Here is a 19976-nt window from a genome sequence, read left to right on the forward strand (position 1 = left end):
ACGCATGATGGCGGCAGCCTAGCCCAGGACGACGGAGACGGACGTCCCGTATCAGTATGCGGGACGGCCTCCGCGTCAATACCGAACAGTGACGCATCACTCCATTTCGCCAATCCTCGTCTCATCCCGTGACACCGGCCTCACTCAGTGCCACATTGCGGAGATGACTCCCCACACGCCTGTCTTCTGCTCGATCGTCCCCCCGCACCTCCTGGAGCACCTCGCGCGCTCCTCGAACCCGGCCGTCGCGGCGACCGCCCGCCGCACCCTCGTCGCGGACGCCTCGGCCCGCACCTTCCGGGTCCTGCCGCTGCCCGGCACCGCGCCCACCCTCGCCCCCGCCGAGACCGGCCGGCCGCACCGCACCGTCCACGACTGCGAGCGCGGCACGGTCCTGCCCGGCGCCAAGGTCCGCGGCGAGGGCGAGGAGGCCACCGGCGACGCCACCGTCAACCGGGCGTACGCGGGCCTCGGCGCCACCTTCGAACTCTTCATGAACGCGTTCGGGCACGACTCGATCGACGGCTCCGGGCTGCCGCTGATCGCCTCCGTCCACTACGACGAGAACTACGGCAACGCCTTCTGGAACGGCGAGCAGATGGTGTTCGGCGACGGCGACAACGAGATCTTCCTCGACTTCACCCTCCCCGTGGACGTCATCGGCCACGAACTGGCCCACGGCTTCACCCAGTACTCGGCGAACCTGGAGTACTTCAGCCAGTCCGGCGCGCTCAACGAGTCCGTCTCCGACGTCTTCGGCTCGCTCGTGAAGCAGTACGCCCTCGGCCAGACCGCCGAGCAGGCCGACTGGCTCATCGGCGAGGGCCTCTTCCACCCGAACGTGGAGGGGACGGCGCTGCGCTCCATGAAGGCCCCGGGCACCGCGTACGACGACGACGTCCTCGGCAAGGACCCGCAGCCCGGCCACATGGACGACTACGTGCGCACCGGCCGCGACAACGGCGGGGTGCACATCAACTCCGGCATCCCCAACCACGCCTTCTACCTGGCCGCGACCGAGCTGGGCGGCAGCGCCTGGGAGCGGACCGGGCAGATCTGGTACGACGTGATGACCGGCGGCACGCTCACCCCCGAGGCCCGCTTCTCCGAGTTCGCGGCGGCCACCGTCGCGGCGGCGAAGGCGCGGTACGGCGAAGGCGAGGAGATCCAGGCCGTTCTGAAGGCCTGGTCCGCGGTGGGGGTGCCCACCGACTGACCGGCTGGTAGACAGGGCCCATGCGGATTCGAGTGCGGCGCACGGGCGGTTTCGCGGGCATCGAGCGGTCGGCGGAGGTGGACACCTCCGGCCGGCCCGACGCGGATGGCTGGCACACCCTGGCCGGAACCGTCCTCGACGAGGGCGGCGACGAGGGCCGGGGCGTGCCGGACGGCTTCGCCTACGAGATCACCGTCGACGGCGTCACGGTCCGCTGCCGCGACCCACGCCTCACGGACGCGCAGAGGACCCTCATCACGAGGGTCCTCAAGGAAGGCGCGTAGAAGCTCTCGGGGCTCCGGGCTTCTAGAACCCCAGCTTCCGCAGCTGCTTCGGGTCGCGCTGCCAGTCCTTCGCGACCTTCACGTGGAGGTCGAGGAAGACCGGGGTGCCGAGCAGCGCCTCGATGTGCTTGCGGGACTTCATGCCGACCTCTTTGAGGCGGCTGCCCTTCGGGCCGATGATGATGCCCTTCTGGCTGGGGCGCTCGATGTACACGTTGGCGTGGATGTCGAGCAGCGGCCGGTCCGCCGGACGGTTCTCGCGCGGGATCATCTCCTCGACGACCACGGCGATGGAGTGCGGCAGCTCGTCCCGTACGCCTTCGAGCGCGGCCTCGCGGATCAGCTCCGCGACCATGACCTGCTCGGGCTCGTCCGTGAGGTCGCCCTCCGGGTAGAGCGGCGGGGACTCCGGGAGCAGCGGGATCAGCAGGTCGGCGACGAGCTGGACCTGCTTGTTGCCGACGGCCGAGACGGGCACGATCTGCGCCCACTCGAAGCCCAGCTCCTTGCTGAGCTGGTCGACGGCGATCAGCTGCTCGGCGAGCGTCTTGGAGTCGACCAGGTCGGTCTTGGTGATGATCGCGACCTTGGGGGTCTTCTTGATCCCGGCCAGTTCCTTGGCGATGAACTTGTCACCGGGGCCGAGCTTCTGGTCGGCGGGCAGGCAGAAGCCGATCACGTCGACCTCGGCCCAGGTGGTGCGCACCACGTCGTTGAGCCGCTCGCCCAGGAGGGTGCGCGGCTTGTGGAGCCCGGGGGTGTCGACCAGGATCAGCTGCGCCTCGGGGCGGTGCACGATGCCGCGCACCGTGTGCCGGGTAGTCTGCGGCCGGTTCGAGGTGATGGCCACCTTCTGGCCGACCAGAGCGTTCGTGAGAGTGGACTTGCCCGCGTTGGGGCGGCCGACGAAGCAGGCGAAGCCGGCCCGGTGGACGGCTTCGGTTTCTTGGTTGCGAGCGCTCATGGGGGCCATTGTCCCCGATGAGCGCCCACCTCACGCACTCAGTGGGTGCTCGCGTCCGTACCCGCGTCCGCCGGGGCCGCCCGGAGGCGCCGTACCCGCAGGGCGAAGACACCCGCCGCACCCCCGACGAGCAGGGTTCCGGCGGCGAGCCAGGGCAGTGCGAGGAAGGACACCGTGCCGGTCTCCTTCACGTCCTTCGCGGTCGCGGTGAGGGTGACGTCACCCCAGTCGAGCTGCGGGGAGCCGGTCCAGCGCTCGGTGAGCCTGATCTTCTGCCGGGGCAGCAGCTCGGCCGGCACCTTCGCCAGGTCGCGGTCGAGGAGGGTACGGCCGAAGAGCCCTTCCGCCTTGAGGACGACCTTGGGGCTGAGGGTGACGTTGCCCCGGTTGAACAGGGTGTACGAGACGACGGCGCTGCTCCTCCGGGTGCCGGGGACCAGCGGCCGGTCCTGGTCGAGGGTGACGTCCTCGACGGCGAGGGCGGGCACGGTCGGCCCGTTGACCCGGAGGTAGACGCGGGCGGCGACGGCCCGCTGGACACCGACGGCCACGGAGCCCTTCGCACCGGGGCTGATCCGCTCGTCGAGGGCGACGAGGGCGCCCGGGTGGTCGCCGGGGTCGGCGTCGGCGGGCACGGTCAGCGTGTACGGGACGGTGACGGCGGAGCCGGGCGGGACGGTGATCCGGGTCCGCGCGGGCTTGATCCAGGCGCCCGCGCCGGTCTGCTTCTCCCGCTGGGCGCGGACGGCGAAGCCGCCGTCCCGGTCGGTGTTGTAGGCGTCGGCCCCGTAGAGCCGGAAGGTGAGCGGCGCGGCGGTCTTGTTGGCGACGGTGACCCGGTCGGTGACCGTGGAGCCGGGGTCGGCGGTGAGGAAGAAGTACGGGCGGCTGCCGAGTTTCGCGGCGGCCGGGTAGACGGCCCACTCGCCGTTCTCGGCGGCCCGCGCGACCGGCGCGAGGCCCAGGAGGACGAGGAGGGCGCTCAGGAGGAGGACGTACGGCTTGACGCGCACGGTGCGGAACCCCCGGGGTGCGGATCGGAGCGGGCCGGCCGGGTGCGCGCCCGGCCCGCTGTGCGGTCAGGACAGGGTCAGCGTCAGCACGCCCGCGTACGCGCCCGGCGCGGTGAACGCCGGGACGTCGAGGGAGAGCCCGGCGTCGACGGTGAACTCGCCGCCCGTGAGGGCGCCGTTCGGCGTGGAGGCGAGGGTCGCGCCGCCGCTGCCGACCGGGCCGGCCGAACCGGCCGCGCAGGTGCTGGGGCTGCCCGCCTTGGCGGTGCAGGCCGGGGTCCAGCTGAGGTTCCCGGCGCCGATGGCGCCGCCGGGGCCGGTGAAGTCGGTGACCTTGCCGGTCAGGGACCAGCCCGCGGGGCCGCCGCGGAAGTCCTTGACCGTCACCGTCTGGAGGGCTCCGGTGGCCGCGCCGCCCTGGCCGAAGTCGACCGCGGACAGCTGGACGGCGTCACCGGCCTGGGTCATGGACAGCTCGCCGGCCGTGACGGTCGCGGTGACCGTCTGGCTGTTCGGCGGAGCGGGGACGACGACCTTGTACGCGGCGGGTCCGGCGCCCTTCTCCGGGTCCCAGGCCGCGCCCTCGTACGCCACGATCCCGGTGGTCGCCACGTCGTTGACCTTCAGACGGGCGGCGAAGGCGCCCTCGCTGTCGGTCGTGACGGTCATCCGGTCCGCGGTCTCGGCGCCGCCGGCCCGGCCGACGACGGTGACCTCGGTGAGCGGGGTGAACTTGGCGCCGCTGACGGTCACCCGGACCCCGGGGTCACCGGAGGCGTTGTCGAGCTGGAGCGTCCGGGCGTTGGGGCTGGTGACGGGGCTCGCGACGACCGTCTCGGAGACCGGGGCGGGCGGGTTGAGCACCGTACAGGGGGTGTCCAGCTCCATGAGGTAGCTGGTGTGGATGTTGTAGTCGCCGGGCGACAGGGTGATCGATCCGGCCTCGGTGACCGTGAAGGTGCCGGTCATGGAGAAGGCCGGGAAGGAGCCCTTGCCGGGGACCGGCGGGTTCTTCTTGGGTCCGGTGACGGTCACGGCGCCGGACTGGGCGCCGCCGAGGACGACCTTGCCGCTCGGCGTCATGATGTCGGCCGGGAGTGCCAGGTCGACCGGGTTGGACGCGGCGGGCTTGGTGATCGTGTAGGTGACGGTCACCGTGTCGCCGACCTTGGGCGCCGACTTGTCGACCGTGATCGCGGACGTGGTCGTGCCCTCGATGGCCGGGATGCCGGCGATCGGCGGCGGGACGCAGCGCGTGGGGAACTGCACCTCCACGGAGGTGCTGGTCGCGCCGGCCGGGGCGGCGACGGCGCCGCCGCCGACGACCGCGAGGGCGGTGGCGCCGAGGACGGCGGTCCAGCGCCGTCTTCGGGCCGCCGCCCGGGATCGGGTGAGTGCCATGGGAGTGCCCCCTCCTGAGGAATGAGTGGGCGCCATTGACGGCCGCCGGCGAAAAGAAGTCAATGCAAGCGAAAGACATCGACTGATGACCCATCAGATAATGTCAAGATCGCCGACTCCGACGTTTCCCCAGGTCACCGCCCCGGAACACGACGGAGACCGGTGCCGCCCGAAGGCGACACCGGTCCGGTTGGGGCAGGGCTCAGCTGAACACGAACGGGCCGGGCGACTGCGAGGTCACCGCGTCGCAGTTCACCGTGACCCCGAAGATCACCATCTTGAGGGCGACACCCGCGAAGTACGAGTTGAGGCTGTCACCCGAGGCCACGGTCCCGCTCAGCGGGCCCATGACCACGGACTGCCCGGCAGCGAGCGCCGGGTTCTTCTTCCCGGTGAAGACCCGGGTGCCGCCGCCACCCTTGGCCAGCGTCAGGGTCGAGCTGATCGTGTCGGCGCCGACCGCGATCGGCGTCGTGACGGCGGAGGTGACGGTGATGGTCGCGGCGGTGCCGCTCTGCGTGGCCGCGAGGGTGGCGGTGCCACCGCCCCAGCTTCCGCAGTCGTACGTCGCCGTGGCCGTCCCCGGCGCCACGGCGGCGGCCGTCGGAGCGAAGGCCAGCGAGGCGGCGGCGATGCCGCCGGCGAGGACCGCGACGGTCCCTAAGGTGCTTCTGCTTCTCATGGCGAGTTCGAACCCCTTCCGATGACGAACGCAGGGGTGCGGACACTGCGTGAATGGTGGAGATCTGACGGTCCGTCGGACGAACCGGTGTTCATTGAGACGCAGACCGCCGGGGAAGGCAAGAGAAGATGCGGTGATCCTTCACAAACACACAAAGACACGGAGGGCCCGGCTCTCCGCCGGACCCTCCGTGTCCTGATCTCGCCGCTCGGTTCAGCCCGCGGTGACCGCCGCGCGCAGCTGTCCGTCCGGGCCCGCGAGCAGCACCGGGGTCTCCGGGCCGCCGAGGTCCCGTACCGCCGCGCGGTCCTCGTCCGAGGCGGCCCCGGCGTTCGACACGACGGCCGCCGCCTCCAGCGACCGGGCGCCGCTGGCCACCGCCATGGCGACCGCGGTCCGCAGCGCGCTCAGGCTGAGCGACTCCAGCTCCACCGTGCCCGCCACGTACGTGCGCCCGGTCTCGTCGCGCACCGCGGCCCCCTCGGGCACGCCGTTGCGCGCGCGGGCGCTCCGCGCCAGCGTGATGATCTTGAGGTCCTCGGCGCCGAGGTCGCCGTGCTCGCTGCTGAGTGTCATGCCCCGAGCATAGGTCGAGGCCGGGACGGGCCCGGGTCCGGTCTCAGCCCGCGACCGCCCGGCGTCTCAGCCCGCGACCGGGCCGTCCACCCCGGGGGATCAGCCCGCGACCGGGTACATCGCCCCCCGGCGTCCCTCCGGCGACACCAGCCACTCCAGCTTCTCCGCCGTGCCCGCCTCCGGCAGCGGCGTGTGCATCACGATCACCAGGTCCGGCCGGGCCGGGACCCTGAGCTGCGTCGCCTCCACGAACAGCGCGCCGACCAGCGGATGTGTCAGCTCCTTGCGGTTCTGGCCGCCCGGCAGGATGTCCCGCCGGTCCCACAGCTCGACGAACTCCGGGCTCAGCTCCTTGAGCTCCTCGACCACCGCCCGGAAGCCCTCGTCGTCCGGGCACTCCGAGCAGGCCGAGCGGAACTGCGCGACGACCCTCGGCGCGAGCTCCTCCCAGTACCCCACCCGCGCGCGGTAGAGCGGATCGGTGAAGAAGTTCACCAGGCAGTTCTGCGAGATCTCCGGCCGCATCCCGAGCACGATCGACGCCGCGTCGTTGTACAGGATCGTGTTCCAGTAGGCGTCCATGATGTGCGCCGGATACGGCATCCACGCGTCGATGAGCCGCCGCAGCCCCTCGCACATGTCCCGGTCCTCCGGGGCCGTCTGCGGGGCCGGCGGGTTCAGCGCCGCCAGGACGTACAGATGGCGCCGCTCCGCCGGACTCAGCCGCAGCACCCGCGCCACCGAGTCGAGCACCTGCGGCGAGACCGTGATGTCCCGGCCCTGCTCCAGCCACTGGTACCAGGAGACCCCGACACCCGCGAGGACCGCGACCTCCTCCCGGCGCAGCCCCGGCGTGCGGCGCCGCGCGCCGCCGTCCGGCAGCCCCGCCTCGGCCGGGCTCACCCGGGCCCGGCGGCTCATCAGGAACTCGCGCAGCTCGCCCAGCCGGTGCTGCTTCATCGTGGTGCTCTCGAGAGCGGTGGCCACGTGTGCTTCCTCCCCCTGGATGCCTGGTGGTACGACCAACAGGATAAGTTCCCGCTCCCCAGCGTTGTTCCCGGACGCCGAAGGTGGGGGCATGGCAACGACGACCTCACCCCCGACCGCCCCCACCGCCTCCGGCACCCCGGACGCCCCGGCCGCTCCCCCGGCCCTCACCGGCCGCACCCGTCTCATCCTCTTCGTGCTCTGCGCCGCCCAGTTCATGGTCGCGCTGGACTTCTCCGTCCTGAACGTGGCCCTGCCCGTCCTCGGCGCCGACCTCGGCCTCGGCCAGTCCGCCCTCCAGTGGGCCGTCACCGCCTTCGCCCTCCCCTCGGGCGGCTTCCTGCTCCTCTTCGGACGCGTCGGCGACCTCTACGGACGCAAGAGGCTGTTCCTCGCCGGGCTCGCCCTCTTCGGCGCGGCCTCGCTGCTCGCCACCTTCGCCTGGAACCCGGCCGTCTTCCTCACCGGACGCGCCCTCCAGGGCATCGGCGCCGCCGCGATCGTGCCCACCGGCATGTCCCTGCTGACCACTACCTTCCCCGAGGGCCCGCTGCGCGACCGGGCGCTCGGCATCTCCGGCACCCTGCTCTCGCTCGGCTTCACCGTCGGCATGGTCCTCGGCGGCGTCATGACCGACACCCTCGGCTGGCGCTCCACCATGGGCCTGCTCGCCCTGTTCAGCGTGATCGTGCTGCCGCTGGCCCCCGGACTGCTCCCCGAGTCCCGCACCCCCGACCGGCCCCGGCTCGACGTGCCCGGCGCGGTCACCGTCACCGGCGGTCTGCTCGCCCTGATCTACGCCCTGTCGACGGCCGCCCAGCGCGGCTTCGGCGACGCCGACGTGCTGGTCACCCTGGTGGCGGGCCTGCTGCTGCTCGCGGTCTTCGTACGCGTCGAGTCCCGGCACGCGGCCCCGCTGGTCTCCCTGCCGATGCTGCGCCGGGGCACGGTCGCCTTCGGCAACCTGGGCGGTCTGGTCACCTTCTCGATGATGTCGACCGTCGTCTTCGTGCTGACCCTGTACTTCCAGGAGACGCTGGACCTGTCGGCCTTCCAGACCGGCCTGATCTTCGGTGTGCAGGGCGTGGTGTCGGTCGTGGCCGGCGTGCTCGCGCCGAAGGTGATCGGCCGGATCGGCGCCCGCCGCACCCTCGTCGGCTCGCTCGTCGGACAGGGCGTCCTGACGGCCGGGCTGCTCGGTGTGGGCGAGGAGTCGGGCGCGGTCCTGGCGACCGTCGCCGTCTCGGTGGCCTCGATGTTCCACCTCGGCGCGATCGTCTCGTACGGGCTGACCGTCACCTCCGGCGTCCCGAACGAGGAGCAGGGCCTGGCCACCGGCCTGGTGACCACCACCCAGCAGGTCGGCCTCACCGTCGGCATCCCGCTGCTCGGCGTCCTCGCCACCACCGGCGGGAACCTCTACGGCGGCGTCCGCACGGTCCTCCTCCTGGACGCGGCGATCCTGCTCGGCACCGCGCTCCTGGTCGGCATCGGACTGCGGCGCCGGTGACTCAGGGGCGGTCGAGGCGGAGCCGTACCGCCTTCGGAAGACCGGCGACGACGAGGTCGTACGAGTCCTCGACGAGCTCCCGGACCATGCGGTCCGGGAGCTCTCCCACGCTCACCGTGTTCCAGTGCCGCTTGTTCATGTGATAGCCGGGGACGATCGCCGGATACTCCTCGCGGAGCCGTACGGCGTCGTCCGGATCGCATTTCAGATTGACCCGCAGCGGCTCGGACCCGAGCCACGAGAGCGCGAACAGCTTCCCGGCGACCTTGAAGACGGAGACGTCCGGCCCGAAGGGGAACTCCTCCGTCGCATCGTTGAAGTCCAGACAGAAGGCGCGCAGCTCGTCGGGGGTCATTCCGGGCTCTCCTCCGGTTCCAGCGGTTCCACGAGAACGGTGACGATCTTGTTCCGCCGGCCGGCCGGGGACTCCGCCGTCAGCCGCAGCGAACGCCCGTCGGGCAGCTCCACGACCGCCTTCGCGCCGGCGATCGGGACCCGGCCCAGCGCCTTCGCGAGCAGACCGCCGACGGTCTCGACGTCCTCGTCGTCGTACTCGTCGGCCCCCAGGCCGTACAGCTCGCCCAGGTCGCCGATGTCGAGGCGCGCGGTCACCCGGCGGCGGTCCTCGCCGAGGTCCTCCACCGGCGGCAGCTCCCGGTCGTACTCGTCGGTGATCTCCCCGACGATCTCCTCCAGGATGTCCTCGATGGTGACGATGCCGGCGGTGCCGCCGTACTCGTCGATGACGACGGCGACGTGGTTGCGCTCCTGCTGCATCTCGCGCAGCAGGTCACCGGCGTTCTTGGTGTCGGGCACGAAGGCGGCCGGCCGCATCGCGGTGGAGACCAGGTCGGCCTCGGACTCGCGGTTGATGTGCGTCTTGCGGACCAGGTCCTTCAGATACACGATGCCGACGATGTCGTCCTCGTTCTCCCCGGTGACCGGGATGCGGGAGAAGCCGGAGCGCAGCGCGAGCGTGAGCGCCTGACGGATCGTCTTGTACCGCTCGATGCAGACGAGGTCGGTCCGGGGCACCATCACCTCCCGCACGAGGGTGTCGCCCAGCTCGAAGACGGAGTGCACCATACGGCGCTCCTCGTCCTCGATCAGCGACTCCCGCTCGGCGAGGTCCACCATGGCCCGCAGCTCCGCCTCGGAGGCGAACGGACCCTTCCGGAAGCCCTTGCCGGGGGTCAGCGCGTTGCCGATGAGGATCAGCAGCTGCGGGATCGGGCCCATGATCCGGGCCAGCGGCAGCAGCACGTACGCGGCGGCCGTCGCCGTGTTCAGCGGGTGCTGGCGGCCGATCGTGCGCGGCGAGACGCCCACGGCCACGTACGAGACGAGGACCATCACGGCGATCGCGACGAGCAGTGCCTCCCAGGTCTCCGGGAAGGCCTCCAGACAGACGTAGGTGACGAGGACCCCGGCGGCCATCTCGCAGGCGACGCGGACCAGCAGCGCCACGTTGAGATAGCGGGTCGGGTCGGCGGCGACCTGGGCGAGCTTCGCGGCCCCGCGCCGCCCGGACCGTACGGCCTCGGCGGCGCGGAAGCTGGAGACGCGGGCGAGACCGGCCTCGGCGCACGCGGCCAGCCAGGCCACGACGACCAGGGCGACCGCCCCGAAAATCAGTGAAACGTCCATCGGGTCAGGAGACGGTCGGCGCGGGGGACGGGCCGGTCAGGCCCTTCTCCTCGCGCCAGCCGTCGACGATCGCCGCCTGGAGTCCGAACATCTCGGCCTTCTCCTCGGGCTCCTCGTGGTCGTACCCGAGGAGGTGGAGCACACCGTGGACGGTGAGCAGCTGGAGCTCCTCGTCCATGGAGTGCTCCGTCGGCGCGTCCTTGCCCTGCTGGGTGGCGACCTCGGGGCAGAGCACGATGTCGCCGAGGAGCCCCTGCGGGGGCTCCTCGTCGTCCTTCGCCGGCGGGCGCAGCTCGTCCATCGGGAAGGACATGACGTCCGTCGGGCCCGGCAGGTCCATCCACTGGATGTGGAGCTGCTCCATGGCCTCCGCGTCCACCACGATCACCGAGAGTTCGGAGAGCGGGTGGATGCGCATGCGCGCGAGCGCGTAGCGGGCGATGTCGAGGATCGCCTGCTCGTCGACCTCGGTACCGGACTCGTTGTTGACGTCGATCGACATGTGCTCTGCGTTCTACTTCCCGTTACGGCCGCGCCGATGCTCACCGCGGCTGTCGTCGCGGCTCTCGTTGCGGATGTCGTACTGCTCGTACGCGTCGACGATACGGCCGACGAGCTTGTGCCGGACGACATCCTGCGACGTGAGCGTCGAGAAGTGGACGTCCTGGACGCCTTCCAGGATGTCGCGCACCTGCCGCAGACCGCTCTTCGTCCCGTTCGGCAGGTCGACCTGGGTGACGTCACCGGTGATGACGATCTTCGAGTCGAAGCCGAGGCGGGTGAGGAACATCTTCATCTGCTCGGGGTTCGTGTTCTGCGCCTCGTCGAGGATGATGAACGCGTCGTTCAACGTCCGGCCGCGCATGTAGGCCAGCGGCGCGACCTCGATCGTCCCGCTCGCCATGAGCTTGGGGATCGAGTCCGGGTCGAGCATGTCGTGCAGCGCGTCGTAGAGCGGGCGCAGGTACGGGTCGATCTTCTCGTAGAGCGTGCCGGGCAGGAAGCCGAGGCGCTCGCCCGCCTCGACGGCCGGGCGGGTCAGGATGATCCGGGTGACCTGCTTGGACTGCAGGGCCTGGACCGCCTTCGCCATGGCGAGGTAGGTCTTGCCGGTGCCGGCGGGGCCGATGCCGAAGACGATCGTGTGCTTGTCGATCGCGTCGACGTACCGCTTCTGGTTGAGCGTCTTGGGGCGGATCGTGCGGCCCCGGTTGGAGAGGATGTTCTGGGTGAGCACCTCGGACGGCGTCTCGACGGCCGCGTCCCCGGTCTCCTCCCGCAGCATGGCGATGGAGCGTTCCACCGCGTCCTCCGTCATCGGCTGACCGGTGCGGAGCACCAGCATCATCTCGTCGAACAGGCGCTGGATCAGAGCGACATCCGCCGCGTCGCCGACCGCGCTGACCTGGTTGCCCCTGACATGGATGTCGGTCCCGGGGAACGACCGCTCGATGACGCGGAGCAGCGAATCGCCTGAGCCGAGGATGGTCACCATCGGGTGCTTGGCGGGGACGGTGAAGTGGGCGCGGGCCTGGTCGGGCGCTCCGTCGCGGGACGCCCCGTCATGGGTTGTGGGTGTCTGAGTCATGGGCCGGCACTAAGCCTGCGCATACCTCCCGTTGCAGGGTTCTCGCTGCTCGACAACCTCTGGATCTCCAAGCCTACGACTCGGCACCGACAGGCCGTAGGGATTTACGGGGCGGCCGCCCGGAAGCCGATCGTCGGCACCGCCCTGCGCAGCGGCCAGGGGCGGGCGGGGGCGGGGGCGGGCAGGAGGCGCTCCAGGAAGGCGTAGCGGTCGCGCAGGGCCTCGGGGTCCTGCATGGCGTGGCCCTGGACGTGCTGCCACCAGGCGGCGATCTCGCCCCAGGTGGGGGCGGAGAGGGAGCCGCCGAACTCCTGGACGGAGAGGGCGGCGGTGAGGCCGGCGAAGGCGAGGCGGTCGGCGAGCGGCCAGTCGGCGAGGGTGCCGGTGACGAATCCGGCGACGAAGACGTCCCCGGCACCGGTCGGGTCGAGGGCGGAGACCTGGATGGCGGGGACCTCCGCGGTCTCGCCGGTGGCGCCGTCGACGGCGTAGGCTCCTTCGGAGCCGAGGGTGACGACGGCGTAGCGGACCCTGTCGGCGAGGGCGCGGGCGGCGGCCCGGGGGCAGTCGGCGCGGGTGTAGCGCATCGCCTCTGCGGCGTTGGGCAGGAAGGCCTCGCAGTGGGCGAGGTCGGTGAGTCCGGCGAGGTCCCAGTGGCCGGTGTCGTCCCAGCCGACGTCGGCGAAGACCTTGGCGCCGCCGCGGGCGGCCCGGGCGACCCACTCCTCGGAGCGGCCGGGGACGAGCGAGGCGACGGCCGCGCGCGCGTGGGGCGGGTAGGCGGGGAGGGCTCCGTCCAGGTGGGGGGCCTCGTGGCCGTGGGAGACCATCGTCCGCTCGCCCTCGTAGGCCATGGAGACGGTGACCGGGGAGTGCCAGCCGGGGACGGTGCGGGAGAGCGACAGGTCGATGCCCTCGCCCTGTTCGAGGGCGTCCCAGCAGTACTCGCCGTAGTGGTCGTCTCCGAAGGCGGCGGCGAGCGAGGTGCGCAGGCCCAGCCGGGCGAGGGCGGTGGCCATGTTGGCCACGCCGCCGGGGCTGGAGCCCATGCCGCGGGCCCAGGACTCGGTGCCGCGGACGGGGGCGCTGTCGAGGCCGGTGAAGATGATGTCGAGGAAGACGGTGCCGGTGAGGAAGACGTCGCAGGCGGGGTCGGTGGGTTCACGCAGGCGCACCAACGGGTCGACCCCGGCGTCGTGTTGCGGCTGGTCTCCCCTTGCTGCGGTCACGGCGGACTCCCCGGTCGTGGTGCGCTGGACCGGCACCGTGGTGCCGGTCTGGACAGTGTGCCCGATGGGGGTGGAGGGACGGGGGTGACGCGACGCGGACGTCGCGCGTTGCCCCGCCGTTCCGACCCCAAACCGATTGTGGCCCACATCACAGGCCGAATCGGGGGATACCGTCTTCTCCGCCCACTCGGATGCTTGATACACATGGTGCCGCGACCCGTGGATCACCGGGCGCCCATCTCATTTCCCTGTTCAGTTCCTGGAACGCCCATGTCGTCGCGCCCGCGCGTCCCGGGGGCTCTCGTCGCCCTCGTCGCCCTCTTCACGGCGGGATACCTCGCCCCGTACCTGCTGCCGACCGTCGTCGGCCGGCTCTCCGCCGGGCTCGGCCTCAGCCCCGCGCAGGCGGGCCTCGTCGGCTCCGTCCTGCTCCTCGGCTCCTCCTCGGCCGGCTTCACGCTCGCCGCGCGCGGGGACCGGATCGCACCGCGCCGGGCGGCCCGCGCGGGCCTGCTCGCGATGGCCGTCGGATACGGCTCCGCCGCCGCGACCGGCCTCGTCCCGCTGGTGGTGGCGGGCGCGGTCCTCGGCGGTCTCGGCTCCGGCACGGCGACGGCGGTGGCCGCCGCCGGGATCGCCGGGCAGCGGGACCCGCACCGGGCGGCCACACTCGGCCTGCTGACGGTCTCGGCCACAGCGGGCGCCCTGTATCTGACCCTGCCGCACCTGGCGGGCGGTCACGCCCCGCCGCTGCTGGCCATCGCCTGCGCGGCGGTCCTGGTGTGGCCGCTGACGAGCCGACTGCCGGGCGCCACGCGCGCGCGGGGCGGGCGGGCGGAGCGGCGGACCGTGCCGACGGGCCCGCTGCCGTACCGCCGGGCCGGGGTCGTGCTCGCCGGGGGCATCCTCTGCTGGTCCCTCGCGCAGAACGCCCTGTGGGGTGTGAGCGGCCGCATCGGGCTCACCCAGGCGGGGCTCTCCGAGGTCACCGTCGGCGCGGTCTTCGCGGCGGCGCTCGGCGCGGGCCTGGCGGGGGTCACGGCTGCGGGCGCGCTGGGCTCGCGCCTCGGCCGGGCCGTGCCGATCGGGGTGGGCACGGTCCTCATCGCGGGCTGTGTGCTGCTCAGCTCGGCCGCCGGGGACCTGGCGTCGTTCGCGACCGGCGAGATCCTGTGGAACGCCGTCTACCCGGTGGTCCTGTCGTACCTCCTGGGCCTGGCCGCCTCTCTCGACCCGCGCGGCCGGTGGGCCGTCCTGGTCGGCTCGGCGTCCTCCCTGGGCGTGGCCTGCGGCCCGGTCACGGGCAGCCTCCTCTCGGAGGGGGCCGGCTACCCGGGCATGGGCATGGTCCTGTGCGCGCTGCTCCTGCTCGTCGCCGCCCCGATGACGGCGGTCGCCCGCCATGCCTCCGGCCGTCCGCTGGTGCCGGGCTCGATCCACCGCAGGGGCGGCGCCCCGGCGGCGGTCCTGGCGGGCACGGCGGCGGCGACCCCGCCCACGGTCCCCCAGATGGGCGCCCCGGAAGCACGGCTGGCCCCGATCCCGCTCCCGGCGGCCCCGGGCCGCCGCCGCCTGACGAAGGCGACCTTCCGGCTGGCGAGGCCGAGCGACCGGGGCTAGGGCGTGTCTTGCCGATCAGGCCGCCCCGAACCGCCGGAGCGGATCGGCTCAGCCGAACCGGCAGAAGTGGTCGGCGCAGGGCCCCGCGCTGCGTCTGGGTCAGGACCGTCGCCAGGGCGCCGATCAGGGGCACCACGACTCCGGCCACCCACCAGGCCCACCGGGGCGGATGGTGGGCCGTCCGGCCGGCCCCGGCGGTGCGTGCGGCGGCCGGGCTCGGTGGCGTGGCCGTGGGATCCCCTGCGCGACCGGACATGTCGGACACCGTGCCGCTCCCCCGAAACAACTGTCGTCGCCCGAGTGTCACCCCACGGCCGGGCCGAGAAACCCGATCCCCGAAAACGCGTTCGCCGGAAACCTGTACGCCCGGCTCACCGGGTCACCGGCCCGGGAACTCGTACGCCTCCACCTCCGCGAGGTACCGCGCCCTGCGGGGCTCGTCGTCCTCCAGGAACGAGGCCAGGAACGAGTTGCGGGCCAGCTCGCGGAGCTGTTCCGGCTCCAGGCCCAACGCCTCCCGCACCCCCTCGAAGTTGTCCCCCACGTACCCCCCGAAGTACGCCGGGTCGTCCGAGTTCACGGTGACGAGCAGCCCCGCCGCCATCATCGTCCGCAGCGGGTGGTCGGCCAGGGTGTCGATGACCCGCAGCCGTACGTTCGACAGGGGGCAGAGCGTGAGCGGCACCCGCTCGCGGGCCAGCCGGCCGACGAGGTCCGGGTCCTCCATGCACCGCAGGCCGTGGTCGATCCGCTCCACGCCGAGGACGTCCAGCGCTTCCCGGACGTACTCCGCCGGGCCCTCCTCGCCCGCGTGGGCGACCTTGCGCAGCCCGAGCGCCCCGGCGGCCTCGTACACCTCGCGGAACTTCGCCGGCGGATGACCGACCTCCGCCGAGTCCAGGCCGACGCCGGTGATCCGGTCCAGATACGGCTTCGCGGCCTCCAGGGTCGCGAGGGCCGACTCGGCCGACTCGTCGCGCAGGAAGCACATGATGAGCCGGGTGGAGACCCCGTACCGCTCCTCGGAGCGGGCGAGGGAGGCGCTCAGGCCCTCGATCACGGTGCCGATCGGGACGCCGCGGGCGGTGTGCGCCTGCGGGTCGAAGAAGATCTCGGCGTGCCGGACGCCCTGGGCGGCGGCCCGCTCCAGATAGGCGTCGGCGAGTTCGGTGAAGTCCTCGGCGGTGCGCAGGACCGCCATCAGTCCGTAGTACAGGTCCAGGAAGGACTGGAGGTCGTCGAAGCGGTACGCCTCGCGCAGGGCGGCGGTGTCCGCGTACGGCAGGGTGACGCCGTTGCGCGCGGCGAGCGCGAAGGCCAGCTCGGGTTCGAGGGTGCCTTCGATGTGGAGGTGCAGTTCGGCCTTGGGAAGGCCCACCGGGAGGTGCATGGGTGGTGCTCTATCTCTTCGGTACGGGGACCCTCATGAGGTCCTTGGCAATGCTCAGTTCGCCGTCGAACCCGGCCGCCCGCGCCTGGCGCTCGAACTCCTCCGGGTCGGAGTAGCGCTGCGAGAAGTGGGTCAGGACGAGATGCCGTACGCCCGCGTCCCGGGCGACGGCGGCGGCCTGTCCGGCCGTCAGATGGCCGTGGTCGGTGGCGAGCCGGACGTCCTCGTCGAGGAAGGTCGACTCGATGACGAGCATGTCGGCGCCCTCCGCGAGGGCGTGCACGCCGTCGCAGAGGCGGGTGTCCATGACGAAGGCGAAGCGCTGTCCGCGCCGGACCTCGCTGACCTCGTCGAGGGTCACCCCGGCCAGGACGCCGTCGCGCTGGATCCGGCCCACGTCGGGGCCCTTGATGCCGTGCGCGGCGAGCCGCTCGGGCAGGATGCGGCGCCCGTCGGGTTCGGTGAGCCGGTAGCCGTAGGACTCGACGGGGTGCGAGAGCCGGGCCGCGTCGAGCGTGTACGCGTCGGTGACGGCGAGCGGCCCGTCGGCGGTGACCGGCGCCTCGGTCAGCCGCACGGTCTCGCGGTAGGCCGTGGCGTACCGCAGCCGCTCGAAGAAGTGCTGCCCGCCGGCCGGGTAGTGCGCGGTGACCGGGTGCGGGACCTGGTCGAGGTTGATCCGCTGGATCACCCCGGCGAGGCCCAGCGAGTGGTCGCCGTGGAAGTGCGTGACGCAGATCCGGTCGATGTCGTGGGCGGCGACCCCGGCCCGCAGCATCTGCCGCTGGGTGCCCTCGCCGGGATCGAAGAGGATGCCCTGTCCGTCCCAGCGCAGCAGATAGCCGTTGTGGTTGCGGTGCCGGGTCGGGACCTGGCTGGCGGTCCCGAGCACGACCAGTTCGCGTACGGACACGTGCGCGCGTCCCGCTCTAGCCGGGGGGCCAGTTGAGGCCGCGGCCGCCCAGCACGTGCGCGTGGGCGTGGAAGACGGTCTGGCCCGCTCCGGCGCCGGTGTTGAACACGATCCGGAAACCGCTGTCGTCGACGCCGTCCTGCGCCGCGACCACGCCGGCCTCGCGCAGTATGTCGGCGGCGACGGTCGGCGCGGCGGCGGCCAGGGAGGCCGCGTCCGGGTAGTGGAGGCGCGGGATCACCAGGACGTGGGTGGGCGCCTGCGGGTTGATGTCGCGGAACGCGACGGTCGTCTCGGTCTCCCGCACGAGCGTCGCGGGCACGTCACCCGCCACGATCTTGCAGAACAGGCAGTCGCCCTGCGGCTCTCCGGCCATGGCCCGGTCCTCCTCGACTCCGTCGGTCAGTACACGCGCATGCTATCGGCCGCCTCCGACACCACCGCGTCCCCGGTCAGTCCTTGGGCGCGCGCCGGTTCAGCGCCGAGCGGCTCACCCAGTACGTGATGATCACGGCCCAGAACAGCGGGGTTCCGAGTCCGCCGACCACACCCGTGCCCAACGACCACAGGGCCATGGACACCACCGAGTAGAGCCCGAGCAGGCCCACGGCGGTGGCCATCGCGATCACCGGCCGGCAGGAGCGCGCCACCAGGAACAGCGGGCGGCGCAGCCGGGGCGGCACCCGGCGGCCCATCCACAGCACCCAGCCGCCCCAGGCGCCGACGAGCACGACCGCCCCGGTCACCAGGGGCACGACCGCCTCCGCGCCGGTCGCCCCGCTCCGGACGGCGGCGGCGCCGAACGTCGAGGCGATGAAGCCGAGCAGGGCCACCCAGCGGGCCCCGGCGACCGTGTTCCAGGCCATGGCCTCCAGGTTGTAGCGGGCCTTGCGGTCCTGGAGGTCGAGCGCGGCGGAGGCGACGAAGCCTTCGGCGGCCTGGGTCCAGGCCCCGCGCCGGAACCAGCGGCGCCGCAGCCGCAGCAGCGACAGGTTGTTGTGGGCCTCGCTGCTCTGCGGGTTGAGCCGCAGCGTCGTCTCGTACGCCCGCTGCGCGGTGGCGTGGTCGCCCCGGCGCTGGGCGGTGAGCCCCACCAGGAAATGGGCCGCGTCCTCCTCGGGGCCGAGGTTCACGGCGGTCCGCGCCGCCTCGTACGCGGCGACGGTACGCGCGGGCGTGCGCGCGTGCTCCGCGAACTGGGCGAGGGCGGTGCCGAGGGCATAGTGGCTGCCCCAGAACTGCGGGGCGAGCTCCACGGCGTGCCGGGCGGAGGCCTCCGCCTCCGGGAAGCGGCGCAGGCCCAGCAGGATCTGCACCCGCATCAGCCAGCCCATGAGCAGCTCGGGTTCGGCGCGCAGCGCCCGGTCCACGGCGTCCAGGGCGGCCGGGTGGTCCTCGGCCCGGTGGTGGCAGCGGGCGAGCAGGACGAGCGCCTCGGCGTCCTCCGGTTCGGTCGCCAGGTGCTGGGCGACGAGCTCCCCGGCCTGCGCGTACCGCCCGGTGTCGTAGAGGGCCTCGGCGCGCCGGAGCGCGGTCGGGGCGGTCACAGCTTGCGCTTCCGCTTGAGGTGGGCGAGGAGGTCGTCGTACAGGCCGCCCTCGTTGGCGAACATGGCGACGTTCCGGGCGGCGGCGAACCACGGCTCCGTGGACGGCTTGATCTGCTTGGCCGCGCCGAGCAGGTCCTTGGTGGAGATGAGGCGTACGGAGCCGCTGCGGGCGGAGTCCAGGAGGGCGGCCTCGGCGGCCGTCTCGCAGACGTGCGCGAGGTCGGCGCCGGAGAAGTCCTCGGTTGCCTTGACGAGCTTGCCGAGGTCGACGGCCTCGATGGGACGCTCGCGCAGGTGGTAGCGGAGGATCGACTCGCGGGCGGTGGCGTCCGGCGGCAGCACCAGCAGGGTGCGGTCGAGGCGGCCGGGGCGGCGCAGGGCGATGTCCACGTCCCAGGGGACGTTGGTGGCGGCGAGCACGAAGACGCCCTCGTTGCCGGCGCCGCTCGCGATGCCGTCCAGTTCGGTGAGGAGCTGGTTCACGACGTTGCGCAGGCCGCTGTGGTGGGAGCGGGAGCGCTTGGCGCCGAGGGCGTCCAGCTCGTCGAGGAAGACCACGCAGGGGGCCTGGCGGCGGGCGGTCTCGAAGATGTCGTGGATGTTCTTCTCGGAGGCCCCGATCCACATGTCGAGGACGTCGGAGAGCGAGACGGTGAGGAAGTTCGCGCCGAGCTCGCCCGCGACGGCCCGTGCGATGAACGTCTTGCCGCAGCCGGGCGGCCCGTAGAGGAGCAGGCCGCCGCGGAGCGACTTGCCGTACAGCTTGCGGAGTTCGGGGTTGCGCATGGGAGCGAGGAAGGCGGCTTCGAGCCGGTCCTTGACCTCCTCCATCCCGCCGACGTCGGCGAGGCGCACGGAGCCGGGCGCGTCGACGTCCCAGGCGGCGGCGTCCCCGGCGGCCCCCTCGCCGTCGGCGGCCTGCGGGTCCTCCAGGAACCGGGGCCCGACGACGTCCTGGACCTGCTGCTCGGCGGCGGCCCAGTCGAAGGCGGGGGGCTGGGCAGTGGACGCTTCCGGCTGTACGGGCGGGATCGCCGGCGCCTCAGGCCGTACGGGCGCTTCGGGGGCGGGCGCCGGGGCCGGCGGCATCCCCATCGCCCGCATCATCAGCGCGCGGGCGTCCGCGTCCCCCGGCGCGTGCTGGAGGGCGACGGCCGCCTCCGCGACGGCCTCGTCGGCGCGCCCCTCCGCGAGGAGGAGTTCGGCGAAGTGGAGGCGCAGGGGTACGTCACCGGGGGCGGCGGCCACAGCGGCGCGCAGACTGCGGATCAGGGGGGACTCGTCGGCCATGCGGGCCAGCCTAGGGAGCCGCCGGGGGCGGCCGTCCACCGGGTTCCGTACGTACGCGCCACCGTGGGTTCGTACGGAGCGCCACCGGGTCCGGCGCCGCCGGATCGCCCACGCGCC

The 19976-nt window shown here is 72.6% G+C and carries 20 protein-coding genes; 4 read left to right on the forward strand and 16 right to left on the reverse strand.

Translation table 11 applies throughout. From position 1 onward, the window contains the following. Positions 1-163: 163 nt before the first annotated feature. Positions 164-1216 (forward strand): M4 family metallopeptidase, encoded by a 1053-nt coding sequence (locus V4Y03_RS10300; RefSeq protein WP_332434721.1) that lies wholly within the window; start codon positions 164-166, stop codon positions 1214-1216. 20 nt (positions 1217-1236) lie between these two features. After that, positions 1237-1500 carry a protealysin inhibitor emfourin gene (locus V4Y03_RS10305; RefSeq protein WP_317879100.1) on the forward strand — a complete coding sequence of 88 codons (264 nt, stop codon included), beginning with the start codon at positions 1237-1239 and terminating at the stop codon, positions 1498-1500. Positions 1501-1522: 22 nt separating this feature from the next. Here the strand turns inward: V4Y03_RS10305 and era are convergent, their stop codons facing one another. The 6 genes from era to V4Y03_RS10335 all read right to left on the reverse strand — a co-directional run bounded on the left by era (position 1523) and on the right by V4Y03_RS10335 (position 7096). Further along, positions 1523-2473: a GTPase Era gene (gene era, locus V4Y03_RS10310; protein ID WP_442809761.1), complete on the reverse strand. Its 951-nt coding sequence runs from the start codon at positions 2471-2473 to the stop codon at positions 1523-1525. Positions 2474-2502: 29 nt separating this feature from the next. Then, positions 2503-3477: a WxL protein peptidoglycan domain-containing protein gene (locus V4Y03_RS10315; protein WP_332434722.1), complete on the reverse strand. Its 975-nt coding sequence runs from the start codon at positions 3475-3477 to the stop codon at positions 2503-2505. A 66-nt stretch (positions 3478-3543) separates the two neighbouring features. Continuing rightward, a complete protein-coding gene (locus V4Y03_RS10320; protein WP_332434723.1) occupies positions 3544-4878 on the reverse strand; it encodes a beta-xylosidase in 1335 nt (444 codons plus the stop codon). 202 nt (positions 4879-5080) lie between these two features. After that, entirely contained in the window at positions 5081-5560 is a 480-nt protein-coding gene (locus V4Y03_RS10325; RefSeq protein ID WP_317876408.1) for a hypothetical protein, read from the reverse strand. A 213-nt stretch (positions 5561-5773) separates the two neighbouring features. Beyond that, positions 5774-6136 carry a cytidine deaminase gene (locus V4Y03_RS10330; protein ID WP_332434724.1) on the reverse strand — a complete coding sequence of 121 codons (363 nt, stop codon included), beginning with the start codon at positions 6134-6136 and terminating at the stop codon, positions 5774-5776. A 99-nt stretch (positions 6137-6235) separates the two neighbouring features. Further along, positions 6236-7096 (reverse strand): helix-turn-helix transcriptional regulator, encoded by an 861-nt coding sequence (locus V4Y03_RS10335; protein WP_317876416.1) that lies wholly within the window; start codon positions 7094-7096, stop codon positions 6236-6238. Between the two features lie 118 nt (positions 7097-7214). Between V4Y03_RS10335 and V4Y03_RS10340 the strand changes: the two genes are divergently transcribed. Next, the gene (locus V4Y03_RS10340; RefSeq protein WP_332434725.1) at positions 7215-8633 is read left to right on the forward strand and encodes an MFS transporter; all 1419 of its coding nucleotides are present in this window, start codon (positions 7215-7217) and stop codon (positions 8631-8633) included. 1 nt (position 8634) lies between these two features. On the opposite strand, the gene V4Y03_RS10345 is transcribed toward V4Y03_RS10340, so the two are convergent. The 5 genes from V4Y03_RS10345 to V4Y03_RS10365 form a co-directional block, all read right to left on the reverse strand. Continuing rightward, positions 8635-8988, reverse strand: a complete 354-nt coding sequence (locus tag V4Y03_RS10345) for an MmcQ/YjbR family DNA-binding protein (protein WP_317876411.1) — start codon at positions 8986-8988, stop codon at positions 8635-8637. Continuing rightward, a complete protein-coding gene (locus V4Y03_RS10350) occupies positions 8985-10280 on the reverse strand; it encodes a hemolysin family protein (protein WP_317876412.1) in 1296 nt (431 codons plus the stop codon). Before V4Y03_RS10350 ends, V4Y03_RS10345 begins: the two co-directional genes overlap by 4 nt. Positions 10281-10284: 4 nt before the next feature. Beyond that, positions 10285-10782, reverse strand: coding sequence for an rRNA maturation RNase YbeY (gene ybeY / locus V4Y03_RS10355; RefSeq protein ID WP_056559093.1), 498 nt, complete (start codon positions 10780-10782; stop codon positions 10285-10287). A gap of 12 nt (positions 10783-10794) precedes the next feature. Next, positions 10795-11868, reverse strand: coding sequence for a PhoH family protein (locus V4Y03_RS10360; protein ID WP_317876414.1), 1074 nt, complete (start codon positions 11866-11868; stop codon positions 10795-10797). Between the two features lie 104 nt (positions 11869-11972). Then, positions 11973-13097, reverse strand: a complete 1125-nt coding sequence (locus V4Y03_RS10365; RefSeq protein ID WP_332434726.1) for a PfkB family carbohydrate kinase — start codon at positions 13095-13097, stop codon at positions 11973-11975. A 270-nt stretch (positions 13098-13367) separates the two neighbouring features. Here V4Y03_RS10365 and V4Y03_RS10370 point away from each other — a divergent pair, with 270 nt between their 5' ends. Then, entirely contained in the window at positions 13368-14717 is a 1350-nt protein-coding gene (locus V4Y03_RS10370; RefSeq protein ID WP_332434727.1) for an MFS transporter, read from the forward strand. Positions 14718-15096: 379 nt separating this feature from the next. On the opposite strand, the gene V4Y03_RS10375 is transcribed toward V4Y03_RS10370, so the two are convergent. The 5 genes from V4Y03_RS10375 to V4Y03_RS10395 all read right to left on the reverse strand — a co-directional run bounded on the left by V4Y03_RS10375 (position 15097) and on the right by V4Y03_RS10395 (position 19859). Next, entirely contained in the window at positions 15097-16107 is a 1011-nt protein-coding gene (locus V4Y03_RS10375) for an adenosine deaminase (RefSeq protein ID WP_332434728.1), read from the reverse strand. Positions 16108-16117: 10 nt separating this feature from the next. Beyond that, complete coding sequence (locus tag V4Y03_RS10380) at positions 16118-17020, reverse strand: ribonuclease Z (protein ID WP_332434729.1); 903 nt, start codon at positions 17018-17020, stop codon at positions 16118-16120. Between the two features lie 16 nt (positions 17021-17036). After that, positions 17037-17396 carry a histidine triad nucleotide-binding protein gene (locus tag V4Y03_RS10385; RefSeq protein ID WP_317878242.1) on the reverse strand — a complete coding sequence of 120 codons (360 nt, stop codon included), beginning with the start codon at positions 17394-17396 and terminating at the stop codon, positions 17037-17039. Between the two features lie 76 nt (positions 17397-17472). Further along, the gene (locus tag V4Y03_RS10390; protein WP_332434730.1) at positions 17473-18567 is read right to left on the reverse strand and encodes a tetratricopeptide repeat protein; all 1095 of its coding nucleotides are present in this window, start codon (positions 18565-18567) and stop codon (positions 17473-17475) included. Further along, the gene (locus V4Y03_RS10395; protein ID WP_332434731.1) at positions 18564-19859 is read right to left on the reverse strand and encodes an ATP-binding protein; all 1296 of its coding nucleotides are present in this window, start codon (positions 19857-19859) and stop codon (positions 18564-18566) included. Before V4Y03_RS10395 ends, V4Y03_RS10390 begins: the two co-directional genes overlap by 4 nt. Between the last annotated feature and the right edge of the window lie 117 nt (positions 19860-19976).

The organism is Streptomyces sp. P9-A4 (assembly GCF_036634195.1).
In the GTDB taxonomy this organism is placed as follows: domain Bacteria; phylum Actinomycetota; class Actinomycetes; order Streptomycetales; family Streptomycetaceae; genus Streptomyces.